This window comes from Comamonas sp. C11 (genome assembly GCF_024496285.1).
Lineage (GTDB): Bacteria > Pseudomonadota > Gammaproteobacteria > Burkholderiales > Burkholderiaceae_C > Comamonas > Comamonas testosteroni_F.
The window spans coordinates 1276858-1299312 of record NZ_CP101743.1; the positions used below are offsets into that span (position 1 = coordinate 1276858).

Annotated in this window: 20 protein-coding genes; 5 read left to right on the plus strand and 15 right to left on the minus strand. The window is 62.6% G+C overall.

Annotated features, from left to right (window positions below):
- Positions 1 to 25: 25 nt before the first annotated feature.
- The 4 genes from NOX35_RS05845 to purT all read left to right on the plus strand — a co-directional run bounded on the left by NOX35_RS05845 (position 26) and on the right by purT (position 3423).
- The gene (locus tag NOX35_RS05845; protein ID WP_003057959.1) at positions 26 to 1081 is read left to right on the plus strand and encodes a 6-phosphofructokinase; all 1056 of its coding nucleotides are present in this window, start codon (positions 26 to 28) and stop codon (positions 1079 to 1081) included.
- A 54-nt stretch (positions 1082 to 1135) separates the two neighbouring features.
- Entirely contained in the window at positions 1136 to 1606 is a 471-nt protein-coding gene (locus NOX35_RS05850) for a hypothetical protein (RefSeq protein WP_003057958.1), read from the plus strand.
- Between the two features lie 113 nt (positions 1607 to 1719).
- Positions 1720 to 2073 (plus strand): hypothetical protein, encoded by a 354-nt coding sequence (locus NOX35_RS05855; RefSeq protein ID WP_182285966.1) that lies wholly within the window; start codon positions 1720 to 1722, stop codon positions 2071 to 2073.
- 132 nt (positions 2074 to 2205) lie between these two features.
- The gene (gene purT / locus NOX35_RS05860) at positions 2206 to 3423 is read left to right on the plus strand and encodes a formate-dependent phosphoribosylglycinamide formyltransferase (RefSeq protein WP_182285967.1); all 1218 of its coding nucleotides are present in this window, start codon (positions 2206 to 2208) and stop codon (positions 3421 to 3423) included.
- Between the two features lie 61 nt (positions 3424 to 3484).
- On the opposite strand, the gene NOX35_RS05865 is transcribed toward purT, so the two are convergent.
- From NOX35_RS05865 to NOX35_RS05890, 6 genes are all read right to left on the minus strand, one after another.
- The gene (locus NOX35_RS05865; RefSeq protein ID WP_182285969.1) at positions 3485 to 4141 is read right to left on the minus strand and encodes a mechanosensitive ion channel family protein; all 657 of its coding nucleotides are present in this window, start codon (positions 4139 to 4141) and stop codon (positions 3485 to 3487) included.
- A gap of 138 nt (positions 4142 to 4279) precedes the next feature.
- On the minus strand, positions 4280 to 5218 hold the full coding sequence (locus NOX35_RS05870; RefSeq protein WP_003064229.1) for a diguanylate cyclase domain-containing protein: 939 nt from the start codon (positions 5216 to 5218) through the stop codon (positions 4280 to 4282).
- 233 nt (positions 5219 to 5451) lie between these two features.
- Complete coding sequence (locus NOX35_RS05875) at positions 5452 to 6480, minus strand: hypothetical protein (protein ID WP_256496059.1); 1029 nt, start codon at positions 6478 to 6480, stop codon at positions 5452 to 5454.
- Between the two features lie 107 nt (positions 6481 to 6587).
- Positions 6588 to 7424 (minus strand): class II glutamine amidotransferase, encoded by an 837-nt coding sequence (locus tag NOX35_RS05880; RefSeq protein ID WP_182285973.1) that lies wholly within the window; start codon positions 7422 to 7424, stop codon positions 6588 to 6590.
- Between the two features lie 180 nt (positions 7425 to 7604).
- A complete protein-coding gene (gene lysS / locus NOX35_RS05885) occupies positions 7605 to 9149 on the minus strand; it encodes a lysine--tRNA ligase (protein ID WP_182285974.1) in 1545 nt (514 codons plus the stop codon).
- A 242-nt stretch (positions 9150 to 9391) separates the two neighbouring features.
- Positions 9392 to 10042 (minus strand): LON peptidase substrate-binding domain-containing protein, encoded by a 651-nt coding sequence (locus NOX35_RS05890; RefSeq protein ID WP_182285976.1) that lies wholly within the window; start codon positions 10040 to 10042, stop codon positions 9392 to 9394.
- Between the two features lie 60 nt (positions 10043 to 10102).
- On the opposite strand from NOX35_RS05890, the gene NOX35_RS05895 reads away from it, so the two are divergent.
- Entirely contained in the window at positions 10103 to 10669 is a 567-nt protein-coding gene (locus tag NOX35_RS05895; protein WP_256496061.1) for a YggT family protein, read from the plus strand.
- 167 nt (positions 10670 to 10836) lie between these two features.
- On the opposite strand, the gene accD is transcribed toward NOX35_RS05895, so the two are convergent.
- The 9 genes from accD to leuD form a co-directional block, all read right to left on the minus strand.
- On the minus strand, positions 10837 to 11712 hold the full coding sequence (gene accD / locus NOX35_RS05900) for an acetyl-CoA carboxylase, carboxyltransferase subunit beta (RefSeq protein ID WP_182285979.1): 876 nt from the start codon (positions 11710 to 11712) through the stop codon (positions 10837 to 10839).
- Between the two features lie 187 nt (positions 11713 to 11899).
- On the minus strand, positions 11900 to 12709 hold the full coding sequence (gene trpA, locus NOX35_RS05905; RefSeq protein WP_034364947.1) for a tryptophan synthase subunit alpha: 810 nt from the start codon (positions 12707 to 12709) through the stop codon (positions 11900 to 11902).
- Entirely contained in the window at positions 12706 to 13998 is a 1293-nt protein-coding gene (gene trpB, locus NOX35_RS05910) for a tryptophan synthase subunit beta (protein ID WP_003076609.1), read from the minus strand. Before trpB ends, trpA begins: the two co-directional genes overlap by 4 nt.
- A complete protein-coding gene (locus NOX35_RS05915) occupies positions 13923 to 14708 on the minus strand; it encodes a phosphoribosylanthranilate isomerase (RefSeq protein ID WP_182285982.1) in 786 nt (261 codons plus the stop codon). The genes trpB and NOX35_RS05915 overlap by 76 nt, the downstream gene beginning before the upstream one ends.
- A gap of 42 nt (positions 14709 to 14750) precedes the next feature.
- On the minus strand, positions 14751 to 15581 hold the full coding sequence (gene truA, locus NOX35_RS05920; protein ID WP_182285984.1) for a tRNA pseudouridine(38-40) synthase TruA: 831 nt from the start codon (positions 15579 to 15581) through the stop codon (positions 14751 to 14753).
- Positions 15582 to 15621: 40 nt separating this feature from the next.
- Positions 15622 to 18537 carry a FimV/HubP family polar landmark protein gene (locus tag NOX35_RS05925; protein ID WP_256496065.1) on the minus strand — a complete coding sequence of 972 codons (2916 nt, stop codon included), beginning with the start codon at positions 18535 to 18537 and terminating at the stop codon, positions 15622 to 15624.
- A gap of 371 nt (positions 18538 to 18908) precedes the next feature.
- On the minus strand, positions 18909 to 20021 hold the full coding sequence (gene asd, locus NOX35_RS05930; protein WP_182285987.1) for an aspartate-semialdehyde dehydrogenase: 1113 nt from the start codon (positions 20019 to 20021) through the stop codon (positions 18909 to 18911).
- Positions 20022 to 20394: 373 nt separating this feature from the next.
- Entirely contained in the window at positions 20395 to 21471 is a 1077-nt protein-coding gene (gene leuB, locus NOX35_RS05935) for a 3-isopropylmalate dehydrogenase (protein ID WP_256496066.1), read from the minus strand.
- Positions 21472 to 21745: 274 nt separating this feature from the next.
- Positions 21746 to 22402, minus strand: a complete 657-nt coding sequence (gene leuD, locus NOX35_RS05940; protein WP_256496067.1) for a 3-isopropylmalate dehydratase small subunit — start codon at positions 22400 to 22402, stop codon at positions 21746 to 21748.
- Positions 22403 to 22455: the final 53 nt, after the last annotated feature.

Here is a 22455-nt window from a genome sequence, read left to right on the forward strand (position 1 = left end):
TCGAGAATCTTTGGAGAGCGAGCCCATGCGCGTTGGTGTGCTGACCGGTGGCGGCGATTGCCCCGGCCTCAATGCGGTGATCCGTGCGGTCACCAAGTCCCTGATCAACCATGGCCAGTGCGAGGTGCTGGGCATTGCCGACGGCTTTGAAGGGCTGATGGATGCGAGCCCGCGCGTCAGAGCTCTGAGCTGGGACGAGGTCAGCGGCATTTTGCATATTGGCGGCACGATCCTGGGCACCAGCAACAGCGCCAACCCGCTGCGCGATGCGGCCACGCTGGCCCAGGTGGGGCGCAATGTCAAGGCGCTGGCACTGGATGTGGTGGTCGCCATCGGCGGCGACGGCACCATGAGTCTGGCCCACGGCCTGGCACAGGTCGGCCTGCAATGCGTGGGGGTGCCCAAGACCATCGATAACGACATTGCCAACTGCGAGCGCAGCTTCGGCTTCGATACGGCCGTGGCCACGGTGACCGAAAGCCTGCGCCGCATCGAGAGCACGGCCATGAGCCACCACCGAGTGATGATCGTGGAGACCATGGGCCGCCACGCGGGCTGGCTGGCGCTGGAGTCCGGTATCGCCGGTGCCGCCGACATCATCTTGCTGCCCGAGATCGATTACGACCTGCAGTCCATCATCAAGGTCTGTCAGGAGCGTGAGCGGCGTCAGCGCTACACCATCATCTGTATCGGCGAGGGGGCCAAGGAAAGCGGCCAGAGCCTGACGGTGCGTGAACGGATTGCGCACAGTCCCGACCCCGTGCGCCTGGGCGGCGTCGGCCATGTGCTGCGCGAGCGCCTGCAACCCCATCTCCAGAGCGAGGTGCGCACCACGGTGCTGGGCCATGTGCAGCGCGGCGGCGATCCGACGCCGTTTGACAGGGTGCTGGCCACGCAGTTCGGCCACCATGCGGCGCAACTGGTGCTGGGCGGCCAGCTGGGCCATATGGTCACGCTGCAGAACGGCCGCATCGGCAGTGTGGCGATTGCCGATGTGGCCAATACCCAGCGCACCGTGCCGCTGGACAGCCCGCTGCTGACCATGGCGCGCGATATCGGAATTTGCTTCGGCGAGGCCTGAGCTGCGCTAAGGTGTGAGCCTGCGCGCACTTTCGGCGCGCCGGAGAAATTCAGCATGGACCGACATGAAGAAGCCGTGATGCAGCTGCTCACGGCCAACGGTGAGACTTTTGTGGCCCCCAAGTACGAGGTGGCCGATGGCTGGCAATGCCCGGCCTTCGTGGCATTGCGCCCGGCTCGTCGCCAGGTCTATGTGGTCGAGGTATCGGCTTCCGGCTATCCGCTGGCGCTGGTCAACCGTCTCAACGAGCGGGTCGAGAAATGGTATGCCCCGCTGCTTTCGCAGCTGCACGGCCTGGGCATCACGCAGCCCGACTGGGAGATCGCCTGCCTGGTATTTGTGCGCAGCGATCAGATCGACTGGCTCAAGGAACGCGTCAAGGACTTGAGCGGCGTTCATGTGCTCGGCCTGGAGCAGGCCAGCAGCCCCTGGGTCTGGGACGATGCGGTCTGGACTTCCGAGATGCGGTTCGACGCGGGAAGTATTCCGCAGCGTGGGGGCAAGGCCGTCGGTCTGACGCATTGATGTCATCTGGATATTTCCATGAAATTGGCCTCAATCCATTTTTATGGAGGCTTTTTTGCTATCAATGTGATAGTTTTAAAAGCCATGAACACCACTCGCTTGCAGGTAGGCAGATGACTCTTTTCCGAATTCTGATCGCGGCGGCTTTGACCGCCTGCGCCGCTGCCGTCCAGGCTGCTGACTGGCAGATCTGCGATCTCAAGGTGCAGGTGCGAGAAAAGCAAAGCGGTGGTCGTGCGTTGCAGACCCGCGTGCTCGAAGCCAAAGCCAGCGGCGATGCCGAGTGTCCGCAACCGGGCACGGCGCTGAGCTTCAGGCCAGAAACGGTGGACTATCAAAGCGAGCTGCCGCGCAGGCAGTGGCCCAGTCCTGGCGCAGCCGTGACGGTACGCTACCGCTATCTGGACGGGCAATGCAAGAATCGCGGTGCCTGCCGCATCGAGCATTACTCGCCGATGCCGCACTGAATCTTCAATCAGCCGCGCCATGCGCTTCATAGCTCGGCGCTGAAAGCGGCTGAATTGCCAAGCCGCAGCCAGGAAAGGGTTACCTGCTCGCCTATGATCGGGTGCTTGGCCCCATATATGCAGGATGCAACCATGACCACCCTAGGAACCCCTCTCTCCCCCAATGCCACCAAAGTCATGCTGCTGGGCAGCGGCGAACTGGGCAAGGAAGTGCTGATTGCCCTGCAGCGCCTGGGCGTGGAAACCATTGCTGTGGACCGTTATGAAAACGCGCCTGGCCAGCAGGTGGCCCACCATGCGCGCACCATCACCATGAGCGATCCGGCCCAGCTCAAGGCGCTGATCGAAGAGGTCAAGCCCGATCTGGTCGTGCCCGAGATAGAAGCCATTGCCACGCCCATGCTGGAAGAGCTGGAGGCCGCAGGCATCATCACCTGCATTCCCACGGCCCGCGCCGCGCGTCTGACCATGGACCGTGAAGGTATTCGCCGTCTGGCTGCTGAAACCCTGGGCCTGCCCACCAGCCCCTATCGTTTCTGCGACTCCCTGGCCGAGCTGCAGGCCGCGATCGACGGCAGCGACGGCCAGCCCGCCATCGGCTACCCCTGTGTGGTCAAGCCTGTGATGAGCAGCTCGGGCAAGGGCCAGAGCAAGATCGACGGCCCGGCCGATGTGGCCAAGGCCTGGGATTACGCCATGGCCGGCGGCCGTGTCGCCAAGGGCCGCGTGATCGTCGAAGGCTTTATCGACTTCGATTACGAAATCACCCAGCTCACCGTGCGCGCCAAGGGCGCGGATGGCCAGATCGAAACCCATTTCTGCGACCCCGTGGGTCATGTCCAGCAGGCCGGCGATTATGTGGAAAGCTGGCAGCCTCACCCCATGCATCCAGCAGCGCTGGAGAAATCGCGCCAGATTGCCAAGGCCGTCACCGACGACCTGGGCGGCCTGGGTCTGTTTGGCGTGGAACTGTTTGTGAAGGGTGAGCAGGTCTGGTTCAGCGAAGTCTCGCCACGCCCTCATGACACAGGTCTGGTGACGCTGTGCACGCAGTGGCAAAGCGAGTTCGAGTTGCATGCCCGCGCGATTCTGGGTCTGCCTGTGGATGCCAGCCTGCGCAACCCCGGAGCCAGTGCCGTGATCTACGGCGGTCAGGATGCCGAAGGCCTGGTGTTTGATGGTGTGGAGCAAGCCCTGGCAGTGCCTGGCACCGATTTGCGCCTCTTCGGCAAGCCCGAGAGCTTTGTCAAGCGTCGCATGGGCGTGGCCCTGGCGCGCGCCAGCGATGTGGAGCAGGCCCGTGTGAATGCCAAGCTGGCTGCGAGCAAGGTCAGGCCGCGTCTGCCTTGATGGAATCAAAAAAGGGCTTCTCAGGAAGCCCTTTTGCATGGAGGCCGGGTCTCAGCCGCTCTCAGCCCGAGGCAGCGGCGCTGCCGCCAGGAGTCGTGATTGCCACGGCGCACGCTTCTTCCTGGCTGGTGGCCGGCGTGTTCTCCGTCACCATCGGCATCCCGCCTTTCCAGCGGCGAATGACACGCTGGAAGATCAGTGAGTTGGGAATCTGCAGCAGATTGGGCATGCCTGCCGGTGCGCTGTCATCCTGCAAGGTGATGTAGAGCATATTGAGATCGATCACGCGGCCCTTGGCGCCAGGCTTCTCGGCAGTGTCGAGCACCTCGATATAGTCGCCCAGGCGGAAGGGACCGACGGTAACGATCAGCAGCGCGCAAAACAGATTGGAGAGCACGCTCCAGGCTGCGAAGAAGGCAACGGCACCCACTGTGGCAAAGCCGGTGAAAGCCGTCCAGAGCACGGTAGCCGACATGCCCAGGCGCTCCAGAATCGCCAGTATGGCGGCGGCGATGATGATCCAGCGAAACACGCCGCGCAGCGGCATGAGCAGCTCATGAGGCAGGTCATATGCCTTGCCTGCGCGCGAGATGATGCGCTTGATGAGCCAGTTGATCAGCCAGGCCACCAGGATGATGAGAAAGATCTGAACCCCGGGAATCAGGATTTCAAGCCAGTCCTGCATCCAATCGGGCAGGCGCATTTGAAGACGACGCATAACCAGTCACTCGAGAAAAACGGCAGAGGTCAGCCCCGAAGGGCTGACAGGACAATGCGCCAATCCTAGCGTCTCTTGAGAGCGGAGCTGGTAAGTGTCGATTGGGTAGGCCGTGCCGCAACGCTGCCTGGCGGACTGCTAGATCTGTCTCTGCTCTATGGTGTCCATCTGCATCTCGAAGCTGAAGAAGCGGTTGCGCCCTTGAGACTTGGCGGCATACAGGGCTTCGTCAGCCCGCATCAGCATGGATTCGGCGCTGGTGTGCTCGTCGGGAATGCAGGTGGTAATGCCGCCGGAGAGGGTCAGCGGAATATCCTCGGCGGCTCCTGGCGGGCGAATCTTGAGGAACTTGAGCATTTGGCCGAGAGCGCGTGCGAAGGTCATCGAGCCGGAGCGCGGGGTATTGGGCAGGATCATGGCAAACTCTTCACCGCCGTAGCGTGCGGCGATGTCGCGCGGGCGCACGCAGACTTCGCGCAGCAGACGCCCGACCTGCTTGAGGCATTCGTCACCCTGGACATGGCCGTAGGTATCGTTGAAGTGCTTGAAGTGATCGAGGTCGCAAAGCATCAGCGTCAGTGGCCTGCTCTCGCGCCTTGCCGCAGCAATTTCGGCATGCAGCATGCGATCGAGGCCCCGGCGATTGACCAGACCCGTGAGCGCATCGAGCTCCACCATTTCGTTGAGCTTTTGATTCGCCAGATGCAGCTCTGCAGAGACCGTGACCAGGCGGCGGCGCATGTCCAGCAGGCGGCGCATGGCGCGCAGCTTGGCGACCAGCACAATGGGTTTGACGGGTTTGACCAGATAGTCGTCGCCACCCGCTTCAATGCCGCGCCAGACGTCAAGATCATTGTCCAGGCCGGAGAGAAAGATGATGGGGGTCCACTCCCCGGGCTCGGCCTCGCGCAGCTGACGCGCGACCCAGTAGCCGTCTTCGCCGGGGAGGCGGATGTCCAGCAGCACCAGATCGGGTCTTTCGCTGCGAAACAGTGCCAGCGCGGTGCGGCCGTTTTCGGCTTCCAGCACCTGGGTCACGCCGGCCTGGCGAAGTTCCGTCACCAGAGCAGCGCGCATGACTGCCTGATCCTCGACGACCAGTACGGAGAATGGGGTTGCAGAATCGGGTGACGAGAACCGTGCCCCGCTGGATTCGATGGCAGACAAAGCTGATGCGGAAGATGGCTGAGCTGTCATGGGAGGAAGATCAGGGTCGGACGCATCTGTGGTTCAGGCATGTTCCGAAAAATATATTGTTACCTTATACGCCGGTTTAGGGCAACAGGCTTTGCGAATGGTCACGGAGATACTCAGGCCAATGCCAGCGTGGAGTGCGCCTTGCTGCTTTCATCGTGCCAGATGACAAAAGTCTGTGCCGTCGGGCACTGCGTCGTCGCACCCAGCTGGTCGATAAAGCGACAGGCCGCGAACTGCGCCGATCTGGCCTCGTAGTCCGATACCCACTGCTGGCGCGAAGCCTGTGAGGCGGCCGGCAGGGGCCAGCGCCTTTCCTGGGTGGACAGGCCATTCAGGCCCATGCGCCAGGGTTTGCCGCTGACACGAGCGCGAAAGCACTGCTGCTGGTTGCACAGCATGGCGTAGAGAGGGTCAACCTCGAGTTGCTGGAACAGCGCCTGAACCTCGGGGGAAGAGGGGCTGAATGCGGCGTGAGTGACAATGACGCGCAATCCTTTGGGCGTTTCGTAGACGCGCAGGCCCCAATCCGGGTGTCCGACCGCAAAAGCCTGAACCTTTGCCAGCGCGGCATCGATGGGCGGTGGCTGCAGGGCTTCGGCGCGCCGCGCATGGCGGGCATGCAACCATTGCTTGAGGCCCGACCAGAAGACCAGGCCGATGCCGGCCACCAGCAGCATCAATATCGCGGCACCGAGACTCCAGGTCAGCGGGGTCATCCACAGCCAGGGCAGGGCCAGAGCCAGCAGCAGCGACGAGATGACAGGGAAGCGGGCAGGCTTTTTCTGCCGCGGAAAGTCGATATCGGCAATGGCCACGTTCTCTGTATTCAGGCAGTGTGCGCCATAGCTGTTGCGGGTCAAGACGGACTCATCACGCCGCTCCAGCACCTCTTCGCGAATGGGTGTGCCGCCGTCCAGCCCGTATTCACCATGCCATTCCATGCGCTCGAACCCCGCATCGAGGTGGCGTTGCGTGGGGGCGGCCAGCACGGCGTCCAGCGCGTCCTGGGCTCGTTGCTGCGCATGGTTCTCTGCTTCCTGCTGGCTGTGGTCGGACCAGCCCCAACGCTGGACGGTCGCGCCGTGGCGTTGGCCGGTTGCATGGCGCAGCCGCGCTTGCGCCCAGTATTGAGGGATATGCATGGTGGGCCAGTATAGCCATGGGGCTGATGCCACTGTCGCTGGCCAGATGGCCGACAGCGATTGGATGAGCTTGCGCCGGGCTTTGGCTTGCGCGGTTGAACAGGCTCTCAGGATTGAATGGGCGCGAACGGCAGGTAGTCGATCTGCGTGCCACGCACGACGATCGCCGTCGACTCGGGCACCTGTGCCCAGGCCTGTGGCAGATCGACCAGCGGCTCGGACACGATCAAATACGCATCGTCACCAACGGCCGCGATGCGCGGGTCGTCGGGGTAGAGCGCGTGAAGATGCTTGAAGGAGGTGCTGTGATAGAGCGAGCGCGGCGACTGGCCTTCGCTCGCGTAGCGCACGGCCACCAGTTGCTCGCCATCGCTGGCACACACGGTCATGCTCAGCGGGTGAGCTATCCCGTGGCTGCGCGCCGTGGTCTCGACAAAGCCCGCCATGCGCGCGATGGCCGGCACAGGACTGTGCTCCAGCCCGAAACTCATGGCCAGAAGAAACATGGTCTCCGAGTCCGTCGAGCCTTCCAGCGAGGTGAAGAACTGCGGATCGATGGCCATGAGCAGATCGCGCCGTACCAGAGGAAAGTCCTCGATCATGCCGTTGTGCATGAACATCCAGCGCCGGTGGCGGAAGGGATGGCAGTTGGTCTCCTGCACAGGCGTATGCGTTGCCGCGCGAACATGCGCAAGAAACATGGGCGCCGACACGGCGCGCGACAGCTCGCGCAGGTTGTGATCGTGCCAGGCCGGCTGGATGCAGCGATAGCGAAAGGGCATGTCGCGCGGATGCTGGTACCAGCCCAGTCCGAAGCCATCGCCATTGGTCGTCGTCGCTCCGAATCTCGAATGCAGGCTTTGGTCGATCAGCGAATGGCGTGCGTGGAACAGCATTGTTTCCAGGGAAACAGGATTGCCGGTATAGGCCAGCCAACGACACATGGCGCTCTCCTTGTGGACATGGAACCGAGGATTCATCCTATCGGCACCAGACGCCACCGGGGCAATACCGGTATTTTGCTGATTTTTAATAGCTGGTAGCGCCTGCTCTGCCTGGTTTTCAGTAATAAAAGTATCTGAAAACCAAGACAGTCAAGCGCTAACAGCTATCAATTTTCAGGCTTACTGTTCGCGACGCAGGGCGGGGAACAGAATCACGTCACGGATGCTGGCGCTGTCGGTCAGCAGCATCATGAAGCGGTCGATACCGATGCCGCAGCCGCCGGTGGGGGGCATGCCGTACTCGAGTGCGCGCACAAAGTCGTGGTCGAAGTACATGGCTTCGTCGTCGCCGCCGTCCTTGGCTTCCACCTGGGCATTGAAGCGGGCGGCCTGGTCTTCGGCGTCATTGAGCTCGGAGAAACCGTTGCCGAATTCGCGGCCGGTGATGTAGAGCTCGAAGCGCTCGGTCACTTCGGGACGCTCGTCGTTGGCACGCGCCAGTGGCGAGATCTCGGTGGGGTGTTCCATGATGAAGGTGGGGTTCCACAGCTTCTCTTCCACCACCTCTTCGAAGTACAGCACCTGCAGGCTGGCCAGGGTGCGGGTGGACAGCTTGTCCTTGTCTTCCTTCATGCCCAGCTTCTTCAGGGCATTGGTCAGCCATTCGCGGTTGGCCACGTTGTCGCCGGCTTCGGTGTACTTGACGATGGCTTCGGGGATGGTCAGGCGCTCGAAGGGCTTGGCCAGATCCACGGGCTTGCCGCCATAGCTCAGCGAAAGAGTCCCCACGGCCTTGATGGCTGCGTCGCGGATCAGCTTTTCGGTGTAGTCCATCAGGTCCTGGTAGTTCCAGTAGGCCGCGTAGAACTCCATCATGGTGAACTCGGGGTTGTGGCGCACCGAGATACCTTCGTTGCGGAAGTTGCGGTTGATCTCGAACACGCGCTCGAAGCCGCCGACGATCAGGCGCTTGAGGTAGAGCTCAGGCGCGATGCGCAGGTACATCTCCTGGTCCAGCGCATTGTGGTGGGTGATGAAGGGCTTGGCATTGGCACCGCCGGGGATGGGGTGCAGCATGGGTGTCTCGACTTCGAGGAAGCCGTGTTCGACCATGAAGTCGCGGATGCCGGCCACAGCCTTGCTGCGGGCCACGAAGCGCTTGCGAGCCTCCTCGTCGGTCATCAGGTCCACATAGCGCTGGCGCACCTTCTGCTCCAGGTCTGCCATGCCGTGGAACTTGTCGGGCATGGGGCGCAGGCTCTTGGTGAGCAGGCGGATTTTCGTGGCCTTGATCGACAGCTCGCCGGTCTTGGTCTTCATCAGCTGACCTTCGACGGAGATGATGTCGCCCAGATCCCATTTCTTGAAGTCGGCGTACACCTCTTCACCCACGGCATCGCGGGTGACATAGGCCTGGATACGACCCGTGGCGTCCTGTACGGTGGCAAAGCTGGCCTTGCCCATCACGCGCTTGAGCATCATGCGGCCAGCCACGCTGACGGCGACGGCTGCAGCGTCCAGAGCTTCGGCATCCTTGTCGCTGTGCTCGGCGATCAGGGCTGCGGCGCGGTGCTCGGGCTTGAAATCGTTGGGAAAGGCAACGCCGCCGTTGGCCTTGGAGGACTCGCGCAGGGCTTTGAGTTTTTCGCGGCGCTCGGCGATGAGTTTGTTTTCGTCCTGAGGGGCGGTGTTTTCTGCCGCAGAAGAGATGTTTTGTTCAGTCATGAAAAGAGAGCGCCAGCGACAAGCGCCGGTTGGAGGCCAGGAATAAGGGCGCGGCAAGGATAGCCGCTGCCCGAAACCGGTGATTTTAAGTTTTTTGCCGAGTCAGCGGTAAGCCACCGGGCAAAGCGCTCGCAGGAACTGCGGAATGTCGCCTCCATGGCCCAGACTGCCGCCGGGCAAGCCAGCTGAATGCTGCCGAAAAAGTAGTGTTTCTACGCCGCCGCTAAAGGGAGGAGCCCAATTCAGGCTTCCTCCTGCGGGCCTGATCCGGTAATGCCGCTTTGCTCCAGCACATCGGCAATCAGCTCCAGTCGCAGCAGCGGGGCATCCAATGTCATGAGCTGCTGCTTGACCCGCACCGGCAGGGGCAGCATCTCAGCCCAGCGATTGGCAACCCAGGCGCAGTCGTGCATCTGCGTCGGAGTGGGCAGTTGCGCGTGGTCGGGGTCGTGGGCCTGCAGGTTCAGCAAGGCCTGAGCCAGTGCGTAGGAGGTGCTGAGCAAATGCTTGGGAACAGTGACCTTGGGGTCGTCGGGCAGCATGGCGACATCGGCTACCCACAGGCCATGCGGCAACTGCCAGCAGCGCTGGATGTGAAAGCGCTGGATGCCCTTGCATTGCAGGTGCAGCAGTCCGGGCTGGGGGGAATCGAGCCGGGCGATATGGGCCAGCACGCCCTCCGAGTGCAGGCGCTCGGTCTGGGCGCCGGCCTTGCGTACCTCCTGTCCCGACTGCAGCGCAACCACGCCGAAAGGGGCGTCGGCATGCTGGCATTTGCGGATCATGTCCAGATAACGCACCTCGAAGACCTGCAGGCTCAGCAGGCCTTCGGGAAACAGCACCGTGTTCAGCGGGAACAGGGGCAGGGAATGAAGACTTTGCGTATCGGTCATGGTGCCCGGCTATCATCCCACGAATGGGTGAGTTGCTCACTGTTTTCTGAATTGGGTCACATGCTGTTTGAAATCGTTCTGTTCCTGCTGGATGTCGTCGTCGGCTTGATCACCGGCGCCTGTCTGCTGCGCATGTATATGCAGGCGCAGCGCGTGCCGTTCGGCAACCCCGTGGGGCAGCTGGTCTTTGCGCTGAGCGACTGGATCGTCATGCCGCTGCGCAAGATCGTGCCCGCCAAGGGCCGCTGGGACAAATCCAGCCTGATTGCGGCCCTGCTGCTGCAACTGGCGCAGGTGCTGCTGATCTGGCTGCTGCTGGGCGGCAAGGGCTCGGTGCTGGCGCTGCCCTGGCTGGCTTTTTGCGGACTGGTCAAGGTCATCCTGTCCGGCATGATGGGCATCTTGCTGATCTACGCCATCCTGTCCTGGGTTCAACCCTATTCCCCCATCTACGGCGTGCTGCAGCGTCTGGCGGAGCCGCTGGTGGCACCGATCCGCAAGGTGGTGCCCCTGATAGGCAATGTGGACTTTTCTGCGCTGATTGCCCTGATCGGCCTGCAGGTGCTGCTGATGGTGCTCAACTATGTGCAGGCCGGCGGTCTGTCCATGATTGCCGGTGTGCGCTGAGGGCGCTGCCCGGGCCGGGAAAGCCGCATCGCCTTGAGGGAAGTCTCGTCAGTTCCAAAGCCTCTTCTGAGGTTCTTTGTGAATGTCCCGAGGCGATGAAGCCGACAAAAAAACGGCTGACGCAGATGAATGCTGCGTCAGCCGTTTTGCTTTTTGCTCGTCCGGGCTTATTGCACGGCGTCCGCAGGCAGACGTTGCAGCATGGCCAGAGAGCTGGAGACGCGATCGCGCAGCTCGCGGCGGTCGACGATCATGTCCACGGCGCCCTTGTCCTGCAGGAATTCGGCGCGCTGGAAGCCTTCGGGCAGCTTTACGCGCACGGTGGTTTCGATCACGCGAGGGCCGGCAAAGCCGATCAGGGCCTTGGGTTCGGCGATCACGATATCGCCCACGAAGGCGAAGCCGGCGGACACACCGCCCATGGTCGGGTCGGTCAGCACGGAGATATAGGGCAGGCCCTTCTTGGCCAGACGTGTCAGTGCTGCATTGGTCTTGGCCATTTGCATCAGCGACAGCAGGCCTTCCTGCATGCGGGCACCGCCGGTGGCAGTGAAGCAGATGAAAGGCACTTTCTGCTCGATGGCGGTTTCCACGCCGCGCACAAAGCGTTCGCCGACCACGGAGCCCATGGAGCCGCCCATGAAGTCGAACTCGAAGCAGGCCACGACTACATTGATGCTCTTGACGGAGCCACCCATGACGATCAGTGCGTCGGTCTCGCCAGTGTTCTCCAGCGCTTCCTTCAGACGCTCGGGGTACTTGCGGCTGTCCTTGAATTTCAGCGGGTCGACAGGAATGACTTCCTGTGCGATTTCATAGCGGCCTTCGGCGTCGAGGAAATGGTTCAGACGCGCGCGCGCACCGATGCGGTGGTGGTGGCCGCAGGTCGGGCAGACGTTCTGGTTCTTTTCCAGATCGGTCTTGTACAGAACGGTTTCGCAGCTGGGGCACTTGATCCACAGACCTTCGGGAATCTGCTGGTGGCGTTCCGTCGGATTGGTCTGCTGGATTTTTGCAGGCAGAAGTTTTTCAAGCCAGGACATGGTTATTTCCTTTTCAGTTTCCACTGCACTGCGCGCCACCCGCAACCCATGAGAGCGGCGCGGCGCAGGCACTGGCGCAATCCCGGTCAGGGACAGCGAGCAAGGGCCGCCCCGCTGCGAGGCTGTCGTCCCCCTTCAAGGGGGAAGCGGCAAAGCCGCTCAGGGGGTGGCTGATTTCAGGGCTGCATTATGCGTCGAGAGCCTTTCGCACACCACGCAGAAAGTCTATTGCCAGAGGCACGATCTTCTCGTGGGGCTGGTTGTCGAGCAGGTCAATGATGCGGCTGCCGATGATGACGGCGTCGGCAACCTGGCCCACGGTCTGTGCGGTCTGGGCATCGCGAATGCCGAAACCCACGCCCACGGGCACGCTGACATGCTGGCGAATGCGCGGCAGCATGGCCTCCACGGCCGAGGTGTCCAGAGCGCCCGAACCGGTCACGCCCTTGAGCGAGACATAGTAGACATAGCCGCTGGCCACGCGCGCCACCTGCTGCATGCGCTCGTCCGTGCTGGTGGGAGCCAGCAGGAAGATCAGGTCCATGTCGCGGGCCTTGAGCTTGGCTGCAAACTCCTCGCATTCCTCGGGCGGATAGTCCACGATCAGCACGCCATCGACGCCGGCTGCGGCGGCATGGTTGACGAAGGCATCTTCGCCATGGATCTGATCGTAGCGCTCCACGGGGTTGGCATAGCCCATGAGCACCACGGGCGTGGTCTGGTCCTTTTTGCGGAACTCGGCCACATAGGCCAGCACCTGGCTCAGACCCACGCCGTTGGCGATGGCCTTGTCGCCCGCACGCTGGATGGTGGGGCCGTCAGCCATGGGGTCGGAGAAGGGCACGCCCAGCTCGATCACGTCGGCACCGGCTTCCACCATGCCGTGCATGAGGGGCGGGGTGATGGCGGCGAACGGGAAACCTGCTGTCACATAGGGAATCAAGGCCTTGCGGCCTTCTTCCTTGAGCTTGTTGAAGGTGGCGGTAATTCGGCTCATAACTTGTTGCCCCCTGCGGCAGCCTTGGCTGCATCATGTCCGGGAGCGCCCTTGACGGTGAGGCCGCGCATGGAAGGGCGGTCGAAGTATTCGGCACCCGACAGGTCGGCCACGGTGCCGATGTCCTTGTCGCCGCGGCCCGAGAGGCTGACGAGAATCGACTGGTCGGCGCGCATGGTCTTGGCCAGCTTCATGGCATAGGCCACGGCGTGGCTGGACTCCAGAGCCGGGATGATGCCTTCGGCGCGGCACAGATAGTGGAAGGCATCCAGTGCTTCCTGGTCGGTGATGCCCACGTACTGGGCGCGACCGATTTCCTGCAGCCATGCATGTTCGGGGCCCACGCCGGGGTAATCCAGGCCGGCGCTCACCGAGTGGGTCTCGGTGATCTGGCCGTTTTCGTCCTGCAGGATGAAGGTGCGGTTGCCGTGCAGCACGCCCGAGCTGCCTTTTTGCAGCGAGGCCGAGTGTTTGCCGGATTCCAGGCCTTCGCCAGCCGCTTCCACGCCGAACAGCTTGGTGTCTTCGTAGGGGATATAGGGGTAGAAGATGCCCATGGCATTGCTGCCGCCGCCCACGCAGGCGACTACCGCGTCGGGCTGCTTGTCGGCGCCCAGGAACTCGGGCATCTGCGTCAGGCACTCGTCGCCGATGACCTTCTGGAAGTCGCGCACCATCATGGGGTAGGGGTGTGGGCCGGCCACGGTACCGATGATGTAGAAGGTGTTGTCCACATTGGCCACCCAGTCGCGCATGGCTTCGTTGAGCGCATCCTTCAGGGTCTTGCTGCCGGACTCCACGGGCACCACGGTCGCGCCCAGCAGCTTCATGCGGTAGACATTGGGGCTCTGGCGCTTCACGTCCTCGGCACCCATGTAGACGATGCACTCGAGGCCGTAGCGTGCACAGATGGTGGCTGTGGCCACGCCATGCTGGCCGGCGCCTGTCTCGGCAATGATGCGCGGCTTGCCCATGCGCTTGGCGAGCATGGCCTGGCCGATCACATTGTTGATCTTGTGTGCGCCCGTGTGGTTGAGGTCCTCGCGCTTCAGATAGATCTGCGCGCCGCCCATTTCACGGCTCATGCGCGAGGCGTGATAGACGGGCGAGGGACGGCCTACATAGTGGGCCAGCTCGGACTGGAATTCGGCGATGAATTCGGGGTCGTTCTGATACTTTGCGTAGGCCTCACGCAGCTCGGTGAGAGCGTGGGTCAGGGTTTCGCTGGCGAAGCTGCCGCCGTAGCGACCGAAATGGCCGTGGACGTCGGGATACTGGTATTCAAACATGTGTCAGTCTGCAAAATTTGGGCATCAGCTGCGCGTACGGCAGCAATGAAGCAATGAATCTTGTGGGCATCCTTGATGCCTTTGAGAGGCTTGCCGTCGGGACCTTCGGCCTCGACACCAGAGCTCACATCAACGGCCAGAGACAACCCGCGAGGGCGCACTTGCAAGATGCCATCGGTCACGTTTGCAGGCGTGAGTCCACCAGACAAAACGAGGTGAGAGTCGACGCTTGTTGGCAGAAGTGACCAATTGAATGCCTTGCCGCCGCCACCATAACCATCGACATGGGCGTCGAGCAGGATGGCTTGGGCCTTTGAATAACGTTGGGCATATTCTACGAGGTCAAACTGCGCCGCATCGTCTCCAAGGGGTATGCGCGCTGCGCGCAACCAGGGCTGGATGCCCCGGGTGGAGGCTTCGCAATCCGCTGCCGATTCATCACCATGAAATTGCACGCAGGCGTTTGGTATCTGGTCGCAGGCAGCTATCACATTGGTAGCTGTTTCATTCACAAAGAGCAAAACAGGTGTGACAAAGGGCGGTAGTCGCCGGGCCAGCTCGGCCGCACGTTGCAGCGTCACGGCGCGCGGGCTTGGCGCATAGAGCACAAAGCCGACGGCGTCGGCTCCGGCGGCCACTGCAGCGTCGACATCCTGTTCGCGGGTCAGGCCGCAGATCTTGATGCGGGTGCGGGGGGCAATGGAAGACATGACAAGTCCCTGGCGTTGCAGCAATGGATGGTGCTTGGCCGCTCAGGGCAGCCAGGCAAACGGGGGAGTGTCTACAGGCAGGCCCCAGCGTGTATCGTAAATGGGGCCGAGAAAGTACAGCCCGTCAGGGGAGAAGGTGGGGGCTGCAACCTCACGCGAGCGTGCCTCCAGCACTTGCTGCATCCATTCCACGGGCTTGGAGCCCTGGCCCACGTAGATCAGGCAGCCCATGATGTTGCGGATCATGTGGTGCAAAAAGGCGCTGCCCTCGAACTCGAAACGCCAGTAGCCGCATTCCATCTGTCCGTCACGCATGGGGGCCTGGCCAGCGGAGCGGTAGTGGATGTCGATGCGGCGCAGGGTCTTGACCGGGCTCTTGGCCTGGCAGCCCGCGGCGCGAAAGGACGAAAAATCATGCTCGCCCAGCAGCAGATCGGCGGCTGCGCGCATGCGCTGCGCATCCAGAGTCTGAAACACCCAGCCCACCCGGCCATGGTCGACGCTGGGGCGCACAGGAGACTGCAGCAGCACATAGGCATAGCGACGTGCGGTGGCACAGGCGCGGGAATGGAAACCATCCAGGCCGTCGGCCACCTCGGCCGCCCATTGCACGGCAATGTCCTTGGGCAGAAAGGTGTTGGTGCCGCGCACCCAGGAGTTGGGCGCGCGCTGCAACTCGGTGTCGAAGTGCACGACCTGCATCAGGCCGTGCACACCGGAATCGGTGCGACCGGCGCAGATGGTGGAGACTTCTTGAGCAGCAAAGCGGCCCAGGGCTGCTTCGAGTTTGTCTTGTACGGTGTTGCCATCGGGTTGGCTTTGCCAGCCGCGATAGGCCTGACCGTTGTAGCTGACGCCAAGAGCTATGCGCATGGCATGGCTCCCGGCGCGGGGTCTGAATGCATCAAATCAATCAACCAATCTGAGAGAGGAGGCTGTGAGCCTTGGCCTTGAGATCGCCATGGGCTTCGGCGATCACTTCCTCGATCAGTGTACGCGCTCCGTCGCTGTCGCCGATGGCATTGAACTCTTCGGCCAGGGCCAGCTTGGTGGCCAGCGGGTCCTCGGGTTCGGAAGGCGCCGGTACGGCATCTACAGCTGCAGCATCATCGGAGGTGCCCAGATCCAGCGACAGGCCGCTGAGGTCGAAAGTCACCTCGGGTTGTGCAGGAGCGGCGGCGGGGCTGTCGCTCTCCTCGGCGGGCTGCTGCAAGGTCAGGGCTTCGGCACCTTGCACTTCGTCCAGTTTCTCCAGGCCGGAGGATAGGTTCAGCGGGGCTGTTTCCTGTGCGCCGTCTGGCCCGGGCGGTGTCTGCAACGGCAGGGTGAAACTGTCGAGGTCGAACTCGAGCGCATTCAGAGAGCTTTGCTCGGCGGGGGCGGGAGCTGCGTCTGGGGCCGGGGCTTGAGATGCTGTGGAGGGCAGGCTGAACGAAGCCAGATCGTCGAGGTTCAGGTTCAGGCCATTGTCTGCTGCGGGGGCCGGCTCGGATGCGGTGACGGGAGTGTCCCACTGCGCCAGTGCCGCGAAATCCTGCTCGTTGGGCAAGGAAACGGGCTCGGAGGCCACGGGCGCTGCGCTGGCCGCAGTGTCGGGCAGGCCTGCTGGCAGTTCCAGATCCATGTCGAAGTCCATGCCGGCTGGCTCCGTGGGAGGGCCTTCGCGGCTGGCCGCCGCTTCGGCGGCCTGTGCGGCAGCCAATGCCGAGCCGAAGCCCACGGCGGCGGCCACGCCGCCTTGCAGGGCGGTCGATGGATCGGTGGGGCTGAAGGCGCTTGGGGTCGCAACTGCAGCTGCATGAGCTTGGGGGGCGCCGCCCAGTTGGTAGGTCAGATTGTCAGGATCCAGGATGCGGCCCTGATCGGCCAGCCGCTGCCATTCGGGGCCCTTGCCCTGGGTCAGGGCAAAGACGTTGTTGGCTACTGATGCGTAGGCCATGCGGTCATGGCGCTTGGCATAGATTTCAGCCAGCTTCTGGTGCAGCACCAGACGGTTGGGGTCGGTGCGCAGCGCTTCCTTGAGGATTTCCTCGGCCTGCAGGTCGCGGCCGTAGGCCAGGTACACATCGGCTTCGGCCAGTGGGTCCACATCGCCGGCGTCGAGCTGGCTGGGAGAGTACTGCATGGACTGGCCCGACATCTGGCTGCTGCTGGTCGTGGTGTCCACGCGCTGGCCACCGCTGGCGCCGAAGAAGGAGTCCGCCGACAGCTGGCTGTCGCCCAGCGTGCTGTCCGCGCCTGCCGCAGCGGCTTTGCGACGCTGAGAAACACGGTAGCCGCCATAGCCCAGCAGCAGGGCCAGCAGTGCTGCCCCTGCCAGAGGGATGGTCGGGTCTTCCATCAGGCTGTCGATAAAGCTGGGTTCCTCGGGAATGGGGGCCGGTGCCACCACAGGCTTGGGAGGTGCAACCGGTGCCGGTGCCGGTGCAGGCGCTGCAGGTTCGGAAGCGGTCTGTGCAGGTTCGCCTTCGGCCGGAGCGGGTGCAGGCGTGGTGTCGCCTGGCTTGCCGGCATCGGCTGCCGCAGTCTCGGGTGTGGCTGGTGCAGCAGATGTGGCAGCCGCATCGGCAGCCGGAGCGGGGGCAGGTGCTGCAGCATTGGCGGCGCTGGCCGCGGGCGCGGTGACTGCAGGGCTTGCCGCTGGTGCAGCTGCAGCCGGTGTGCCTGCTGCGGGAGCTGCGACCGTACCTGCAGGCTTGGTGGCTGCCGCAATCTGGCTCAGCTCGGCCATATTGCGCTTGAGCTCATCGGCGCGCGCAGACTGGTCTGCGGCCTGTTTTTGCTGGGCCACTTGCTCATCGGCAGCCACGCCCTTGACGGAGCCCTTGGACAGGGTCAGCTTGTCGGGGGCTGCGGTGGCGGCCTTGGCATCTGCAACATGGGCCTGAACCTGGCCGGAAGCGCTGCGCGATGCGGCTTCCACAGGAGCCACAGGCGCCACGCCAGCCAGTTGACGGCGGAACTGGTTGAAGTCCTGAGACTGGGCCGCCATGATCTGGCGTGCTTCCCTGGCCGAGGTGGCCTGGGCAGTGGCCTGATCGGGCAACTGGATTACCGCGCCGCTGCGCATGCGGTTGACATTGCCATTGACAAAGGCCTGCGGGTTGCTGCGCAGCATGGCGACCAGCATCTGATCGAGCGAGACGCCTGCTGGCTTGTGCGCTGCAGCAATGCGACCTGCGGTATCACCTGTCCTGACACGAACTTCATCACTGCTGCCCGCTGGTGTTGAAGCGCCGGCCTGGCGTTTTCGTTGAGGCTTGGTTGCAGCTTCGTCCTGATCGCGGTCATTGCGCAGGTCACGACCGGCCGTGTTGACAGGGCTGGACGCTGGACGTGCAGTCACGGCGGGACGCGCCGGCGTTGCCACGGCGGCAGGCGTGGCCTGGGCAGCGGTGGTGGGCGCAGGAGCAGGGCGGCGTGTTGCAGGGGGGTCGAGCAGCAAGGTGTAGTTGCGCTGCAGTTTGCCCGATGCCCAGTTGGCATCGATCACCAGGTCGACGAAGGGATCGTTGACCGGCTGAAAGCTGCTGAGCTTGAGCACGGCCGAGCCGTTGGCGCGTTTTTGCACCTGCACACGCACCGAGTTGGCCGTGCCTGTGAATTCCATGCCCTGGGCGCGGAATGCAGCTGGCGATGCAATGGCTGCCTGCAGGCTGTCAGCCTCGGCCGCGCTGAGTTGAGGGATCTCGACCTCGGCACGCAGAGGCTCGCCCAGAGCCGACTGCACCGTGATGCGGCCCAGTGCCAATGCCCATGCATCGGTGGCCGGGAGGCTTGACAGTGCGAGGGTGGCTGCGGCGAGCGCAGAAAGTTTCCAGCGTTGCATAGGGCTCAGACTTGATTCGTGCAGCCTACAGCCCTCTTGTTCTTGATCGGGTTTGTGGCTGCGGTGCACATAAAAATGGGAAATTCCAGCAGGCGGCAAAGGTCTCTCAGCCCGGCGGATACAGTTTGCATTGTCAACGACGCTATTGCAATGTGAGCAAAAGCCTGGCTGGCAAGGCTCTCAATTGTTGTCGATTGGCAACGAGATGAGACCTAATGTAGGTCTGCTGACGGTTTGCATTCGCTCGAATAGACCAACAATTGTCACCCAAGCCCAGAGCTTGGACATGAAAAAAGCGCCAGTCATCACTCGGATGACTGGCGCTTTGCTGTGCTGGATCAAGTCAACAGCCGGCTTGATGGTGTCCGGGGTCAGGCAGCCAGCAGGATGCGCAGCATGCGGCGCAGGGGCTCGGCAGCGCCCCACAGCAACTGGTCACCGATCACGAAGGCCGAAACGTACTCAGGGCCCATATTGAGCTTGCGCACGCGGCCCACGGCAACGTCAAGGCCGCCTGTGGTCGCTGCGGGAGTCAGTTCCTTGACGGTCAGGGCGCGGTCGTTGGCCACGAACTTGACCCAGGGATTGCCACCCTTGATCAGGGCTTCGATCTCTTCCAGGGGCAGATCCTTCTTGAGCTTCAGAGTCAAGGCCAGGGAGTGGCAGCGCATGGCGCCAATGCGCACGCACAGTCCGTCCACGGGGATGGTGGCTTCGGTGCCGAGAATCTTGTTGACTTCGGCCTGGCCCTTCCATTCTTCCTTGGACTGGCCGTTGGGCAGCTGCGCGTCGATCCAGGGGATCAGGCCGCCGGCCAGAGGCGCGCCGAAGAATTCGGTGGGCACATCTTCGCGGATGGTCTGGGCGACCTTGCGGTCGATTTCCAGAATCGCCGAAGCAGGAGTCGCCAGCTCGTCGGCGACGGCAGCGTGCACCACGCCCATGCCCTTGAGCAGCTCGCGCATGTGGTTGGCGCCACCGCCCGATGCAGCCTGGTAGGTCATGGAAGAGACCCATTCCACCAGACCGGCCTTGAACAGACCGCCCAGACCCATCAGCAGGATGGAGTTGGTGCAGTTGCCACCGATCCAGTTCTTGCCGCCGGCGGCCAGCTTTTGCTGGATCAGATCGTCGTTGACGGGGTCCAGCACGATGACGGCGTCGCCCTCCATGCGCAGCGAGGAGGCGGCGTCAATCCAGTGGCCGTTCCAGCCGGCAGCGCGGATCTTGGGGAAGACTTCCTTGGTGTAGTCGCCGCCCTGGCAGGTGATGATGATGTCGCACTTGGACAGCTCGGCGATGTCGTTGGCGTCCTTCAGCTCGGTGTGCACCGTGGCCATGGCCGGGGCCTTGCCGCCGGCATTGGAGGTGGAGAAGAACATGGGCTCGATCAGCGCGAAGTCGCCTTCGGCCTGCATACGATCCATCAGCACGGAGCCGACCATGCCGCGCCAGCCCACCAAACCTACCAATTGCTTGCTCATTTGAAACGCCTTTTCAGTTTTGAAAACAGTAGCTTGAGACTGCTTCGTCCGGCTCGTCAGGGCCGGAAAGGGCGCGCGACGAACCGGGCTGGGTCAGCCTGTAATCGTCTTAATGGTGATTGCGCGCGCATTCACACCGGCAAGCTTTGCGGGTGTGATGATCTCGGGAGCGAAGGTGCGTGCGGCAAACATAAGAGTTGTCATTCTAGCGACTAGAGCAAAAGCTTGAAGAATTAAAAGTGCTTGAAACTCTAGTCAAATCGTCGAAATAAATGATTTATTTTTGACGTTTTGTTTTGTTTGATGCCAAAAAATGCGTCGAACAAAAAAGCCACCGCTTTGGGGCGGTGGCTTGGCACCGGTCGTTCTCGCCTCAGACTTCGGCCAGGGCCTTGACCACGGCATCGCCCATTTCACGGGTGCTGACCTTGGTCGTGCCTTCGCTGTAGATGTCGGCGGTACGCAGGCCGTCGGCCAGCACCTTTTGCACGGCGGCTTCGATCTTCAGGGCGGCTGCTTCCTGACCCAGGCTGAAGCGCAGCATCATGGCGGCGGACAGGATGGTCGCCAGGGGGTTGGCAATGCCCTTGCCGGCGATGTCGGGAGCCGAGCCGTGGCTGGGTTCGTACAGGCCTTGCTTCTTGTCGTTGAGGCTGGCGCTGGGCAGCATGCCGATGGAGCCGGTCAGCATGGATGCTTCGTCGGAGAGGATGTCGCCGAACATATTGCCGGTCACCACCACGTCGAAGCGCTTGGGCTCCTTGACCAGCTGCATGGCGGCGTTGTCCACGTACATATGGTCCAGGGCCACGTCGGGGTACTGCTTGGCGACTTCGCTGACCACGTCCTTCCACAGCTGGAAGGTTTCCAGCACATTGGCCTTGTCCACGCTGGTCACGCGCTTGCTGCGCTTCTGGGCAGCCTGGAAGGCGACATGGGCGATGCGCTCGATCTCGGGACGGGTATAGCGCATGGTGTCGAAGGCTTCCTCGGCGCCAGGGAAGTGACCGTCGGGAGCCACACGGCGGCCGCGCGGCTGGCCGAAGTAGATGTCGCCGGTTAACTCGCGGATGATGAGGATGTCCAGGCCCGCCACCAGCTCGGGTTTGAGGCTGGAAGCGTGGGTCAGTTCCTTGTAGCAGATGGCGGGACGGAAGTTGGCGAACAGGCCCAGGGCCTTGCGCAGGCCCAGAATGGCTTGCTCGGGACGCAGGGGGCGGTCCAGCGTGTCGTACTTCCAGTCGCCCACGGCACCGAACAGAATCGCGTCGGCTTCCTGGGCCAGCTTCAGCGTGGCAGGAGGCAGGGGGTGGCCGGCGGCTTCGTAGCCGGCGCCGCCCACGGGAGCGGTTTCCATCTCCAGACCCAGATTCAGGGCCTCGAGCACCTTGACGGCTTCTGCGACGATTTCGGGACCGATGCCATCACCAGGCAAAACTGCAATCTTCATGATGTTCCTTTGATTAATTTGATAGCTGTTAGCACTCGTTATTCATAGATTTCAGATTGAATATCTATCAAAGTCTATTGATGGCAAGCGCAAGCAGCTCATTTATTAATAGTTTTACTTCGGGCTCAAGAGGCGGGCATCCCTCAACTGAGTGAGACCGGCACAGCAGAGAACCTTACCTCCAGCACGGCCCAAGTGAGAGACGGCCAGCAAGAGCCGCCTCGCGGCAAAGGCCGTCGTCCCCCTGGGGGGAAGCCGCGGGGCGGCTCAGGGGTTACTTCTGAATCAATGTATGCGCCAGCCAGGGCTTTTGCGCCAGGCGCTCTGCTTCGAAAGCCTTGATCTTGTCGGCATGGCGCATGGTCAGGCCAATGTCGTCGAAGCCGTTGAGCAGGCAGTACTTGCGAAAGGCGATGATGTCAAACGGGATCTCTTCGCCCTGGGGGCGGACGATGACCTGACGCTCCAGGTCGATGGTCAGCTCGTAGCCGGGGAAGGCTGCGACATCGTTGAACAGCTGGTCGATCGTGGCCTCGGGCAGCACGATGGGCAGCAGGCCGTTCTTGAAGCTGTTGTTGAAGAAGATGTCGGCAAAGCTGGGGGCCAGGATGGCGCGGAAGCCGTACTGGTCCAGGGCCCAGGGCGCATGCTCGCGGCTGGAGCCGCAGCCGAAGTTCTTGCGCGCGATCAGGATGCTGGCGCCCTTGAAGCGGGGCTGGTTGAGCACGAAGTCGGGGTTGGGCTTGCGGTCGGCTTCGGGCACGCCGGGCTGGCCGGGCTGGTCCAGATAGCGCCACTCGTCGAACAGATTGGGGCCGAAGCCGGTCTTCTTGATGGACTTCAGGAACTGCTTGGGGATGATGGCGTCGGTGTCGACGTTCTCGCGGTCCATGGGGGCGACAAGGCCCTTGTGCACGGTGAATTTTTGCATGGTGTGGTTCCAGAATCTTTAGTCTTGGCGACGTTCGCGTCTTGCATCAGAGA

Bases quoted from the DNA above. Each gene is read 5' to 3' on its own strand.
- NOX35_RS05845 (WP_003057959.1), top strand. From the start codon at position 26: ATGCGCGTTGGTGTGCTGACCGGTGGCGGCGATTGCCCCGGCCTCAAT.
- NOX35_RS05850 (WP_003057958.1), top strand. From the start codon at position 1,136: ATGGACCGACATGAAGAAGCCGTGATGCAGCTGCTCACGGCCAACGGT.
- NOX35_RS05855 (WP_182285966.1), top strand. From the start codon at position 1,720: ATGACTCTTTTCCGAATTCTGATCGCGGCGGCTTTGACCGCCTGCGCC.
- purT (WP_182285967.1), top strand. From the start codon at position 2,206: ATGACCACCCTAGGAACCCCTCTCTCCCCCAATGCCACCAAAGTCATG.
- NOX35_RS05865 (WP_182285969.1), bottom strand. From the start codon at position 4,141: ATGCGTCGTCTTCAAATGCGCCTGCCCGATTGGATGCAGGACTGGCTT.
- NOX35_RS05870 (WP_003064229.1), bottom strand. From the start codon at position 5,218: ATGCGCGCTGCTCTGGTGACGGAACTTCGCCAGGCCGGCGTGACCCAG.
- NOX35_RS05875 (WP_256496059.1), bottom strand. From the start codon at position 6,480: ATGCATATCCCTCAATACTGGGCGCAAGCGCGGCTGCGCCATGCAACC.
- NOX35_RS05880 (WP_182285973.1), bottom strand. From the start codon at position 7,424: ATGTGTCGTTGGCTGGCCTATACCGGCAATCCTGTTTCCCTGGAAACA.
- lysS (WP_182285974.1), bottom strand. From the start codon at position 9,149: ATGACTGAACAAAACATCTCTTCTGCGGCAGAAAACACCGCCCCTCAG.
- NOX35_RS05890 (WP_182285976.1), bottom strand. From the start codon at position 10,042: ATGACCGATACGCAAAGTCTTCATTCCCTGCCCCTGTTCCCGCTGAAC.
- NOX35_RS05895 (WP_256496061.1), top strand. From the start codon at position 10,103: ATGCTGTTTGAAATCGTTCTGTTCCTGCTGGATGTCGTCGTCGGCTTG.
- accD (WP_182285979.1), bottom strand. From the start codon at position 11,712: ATGTCCTGGCTTGAAAAACTTCTGCCTGCAAAAATCCAGCAGACCAAT.
- trpA (WP_034364947.1), bottom strand. From the start codon at position 12,709: ATGAGCCGAATTACCGCCACCTTCAACAAGCTCAAGGAAGAAGGCCGC.
- trpB (WP_003076609.1), bottom strand. From the start codon at position 13,998: ATGTTTGAATACCAGTATCCCGACGTCCACGGCCATTTCGGTCGCTAC.
- NOX35_RS05915 (WP_182285982.1), bottom strand. From the start codon at position 14,708: ATGTCTTCCATTGCCCCCCGCACCCGCATCAAGATCTGCGGCCTGACC.
- truA (WP_182285984.1), bottom strand. From the start codon at position 15,581: ATGCGCATAGCTCTTGGCGTCAGCTACAACGGTCAGGCCTATCGCGGC.
- NOX35_RS05925 (WP_256496065.1), bottom strand. From the start codon at position 18,537: ATGCAACGCTGGAAACTTTCTGCGCTCGCCGCAGCCACCCTCGCACTG.
- asd (WP_182285987.1), bottom strand. From the start codon at position 20,021: ATGAGCAAGCAATTGGTAGGTTTGGTGGGCTGGCGCGGCATGGTCGGC.
- leuB (WP_256496066.1), bottom strand. From the start codon at position 21,471: ATGAAGATTGCAGTTTTGCCTGGTGATGGCATCGGTCCCGAAATCGTC.
- leuD (WP_256496067.1), bottom strand. From the start codon at position 22,402: ATGCAAAAATTCACCGTGCACAAGGGCCTTGTCGCCCCCATGGACCGC.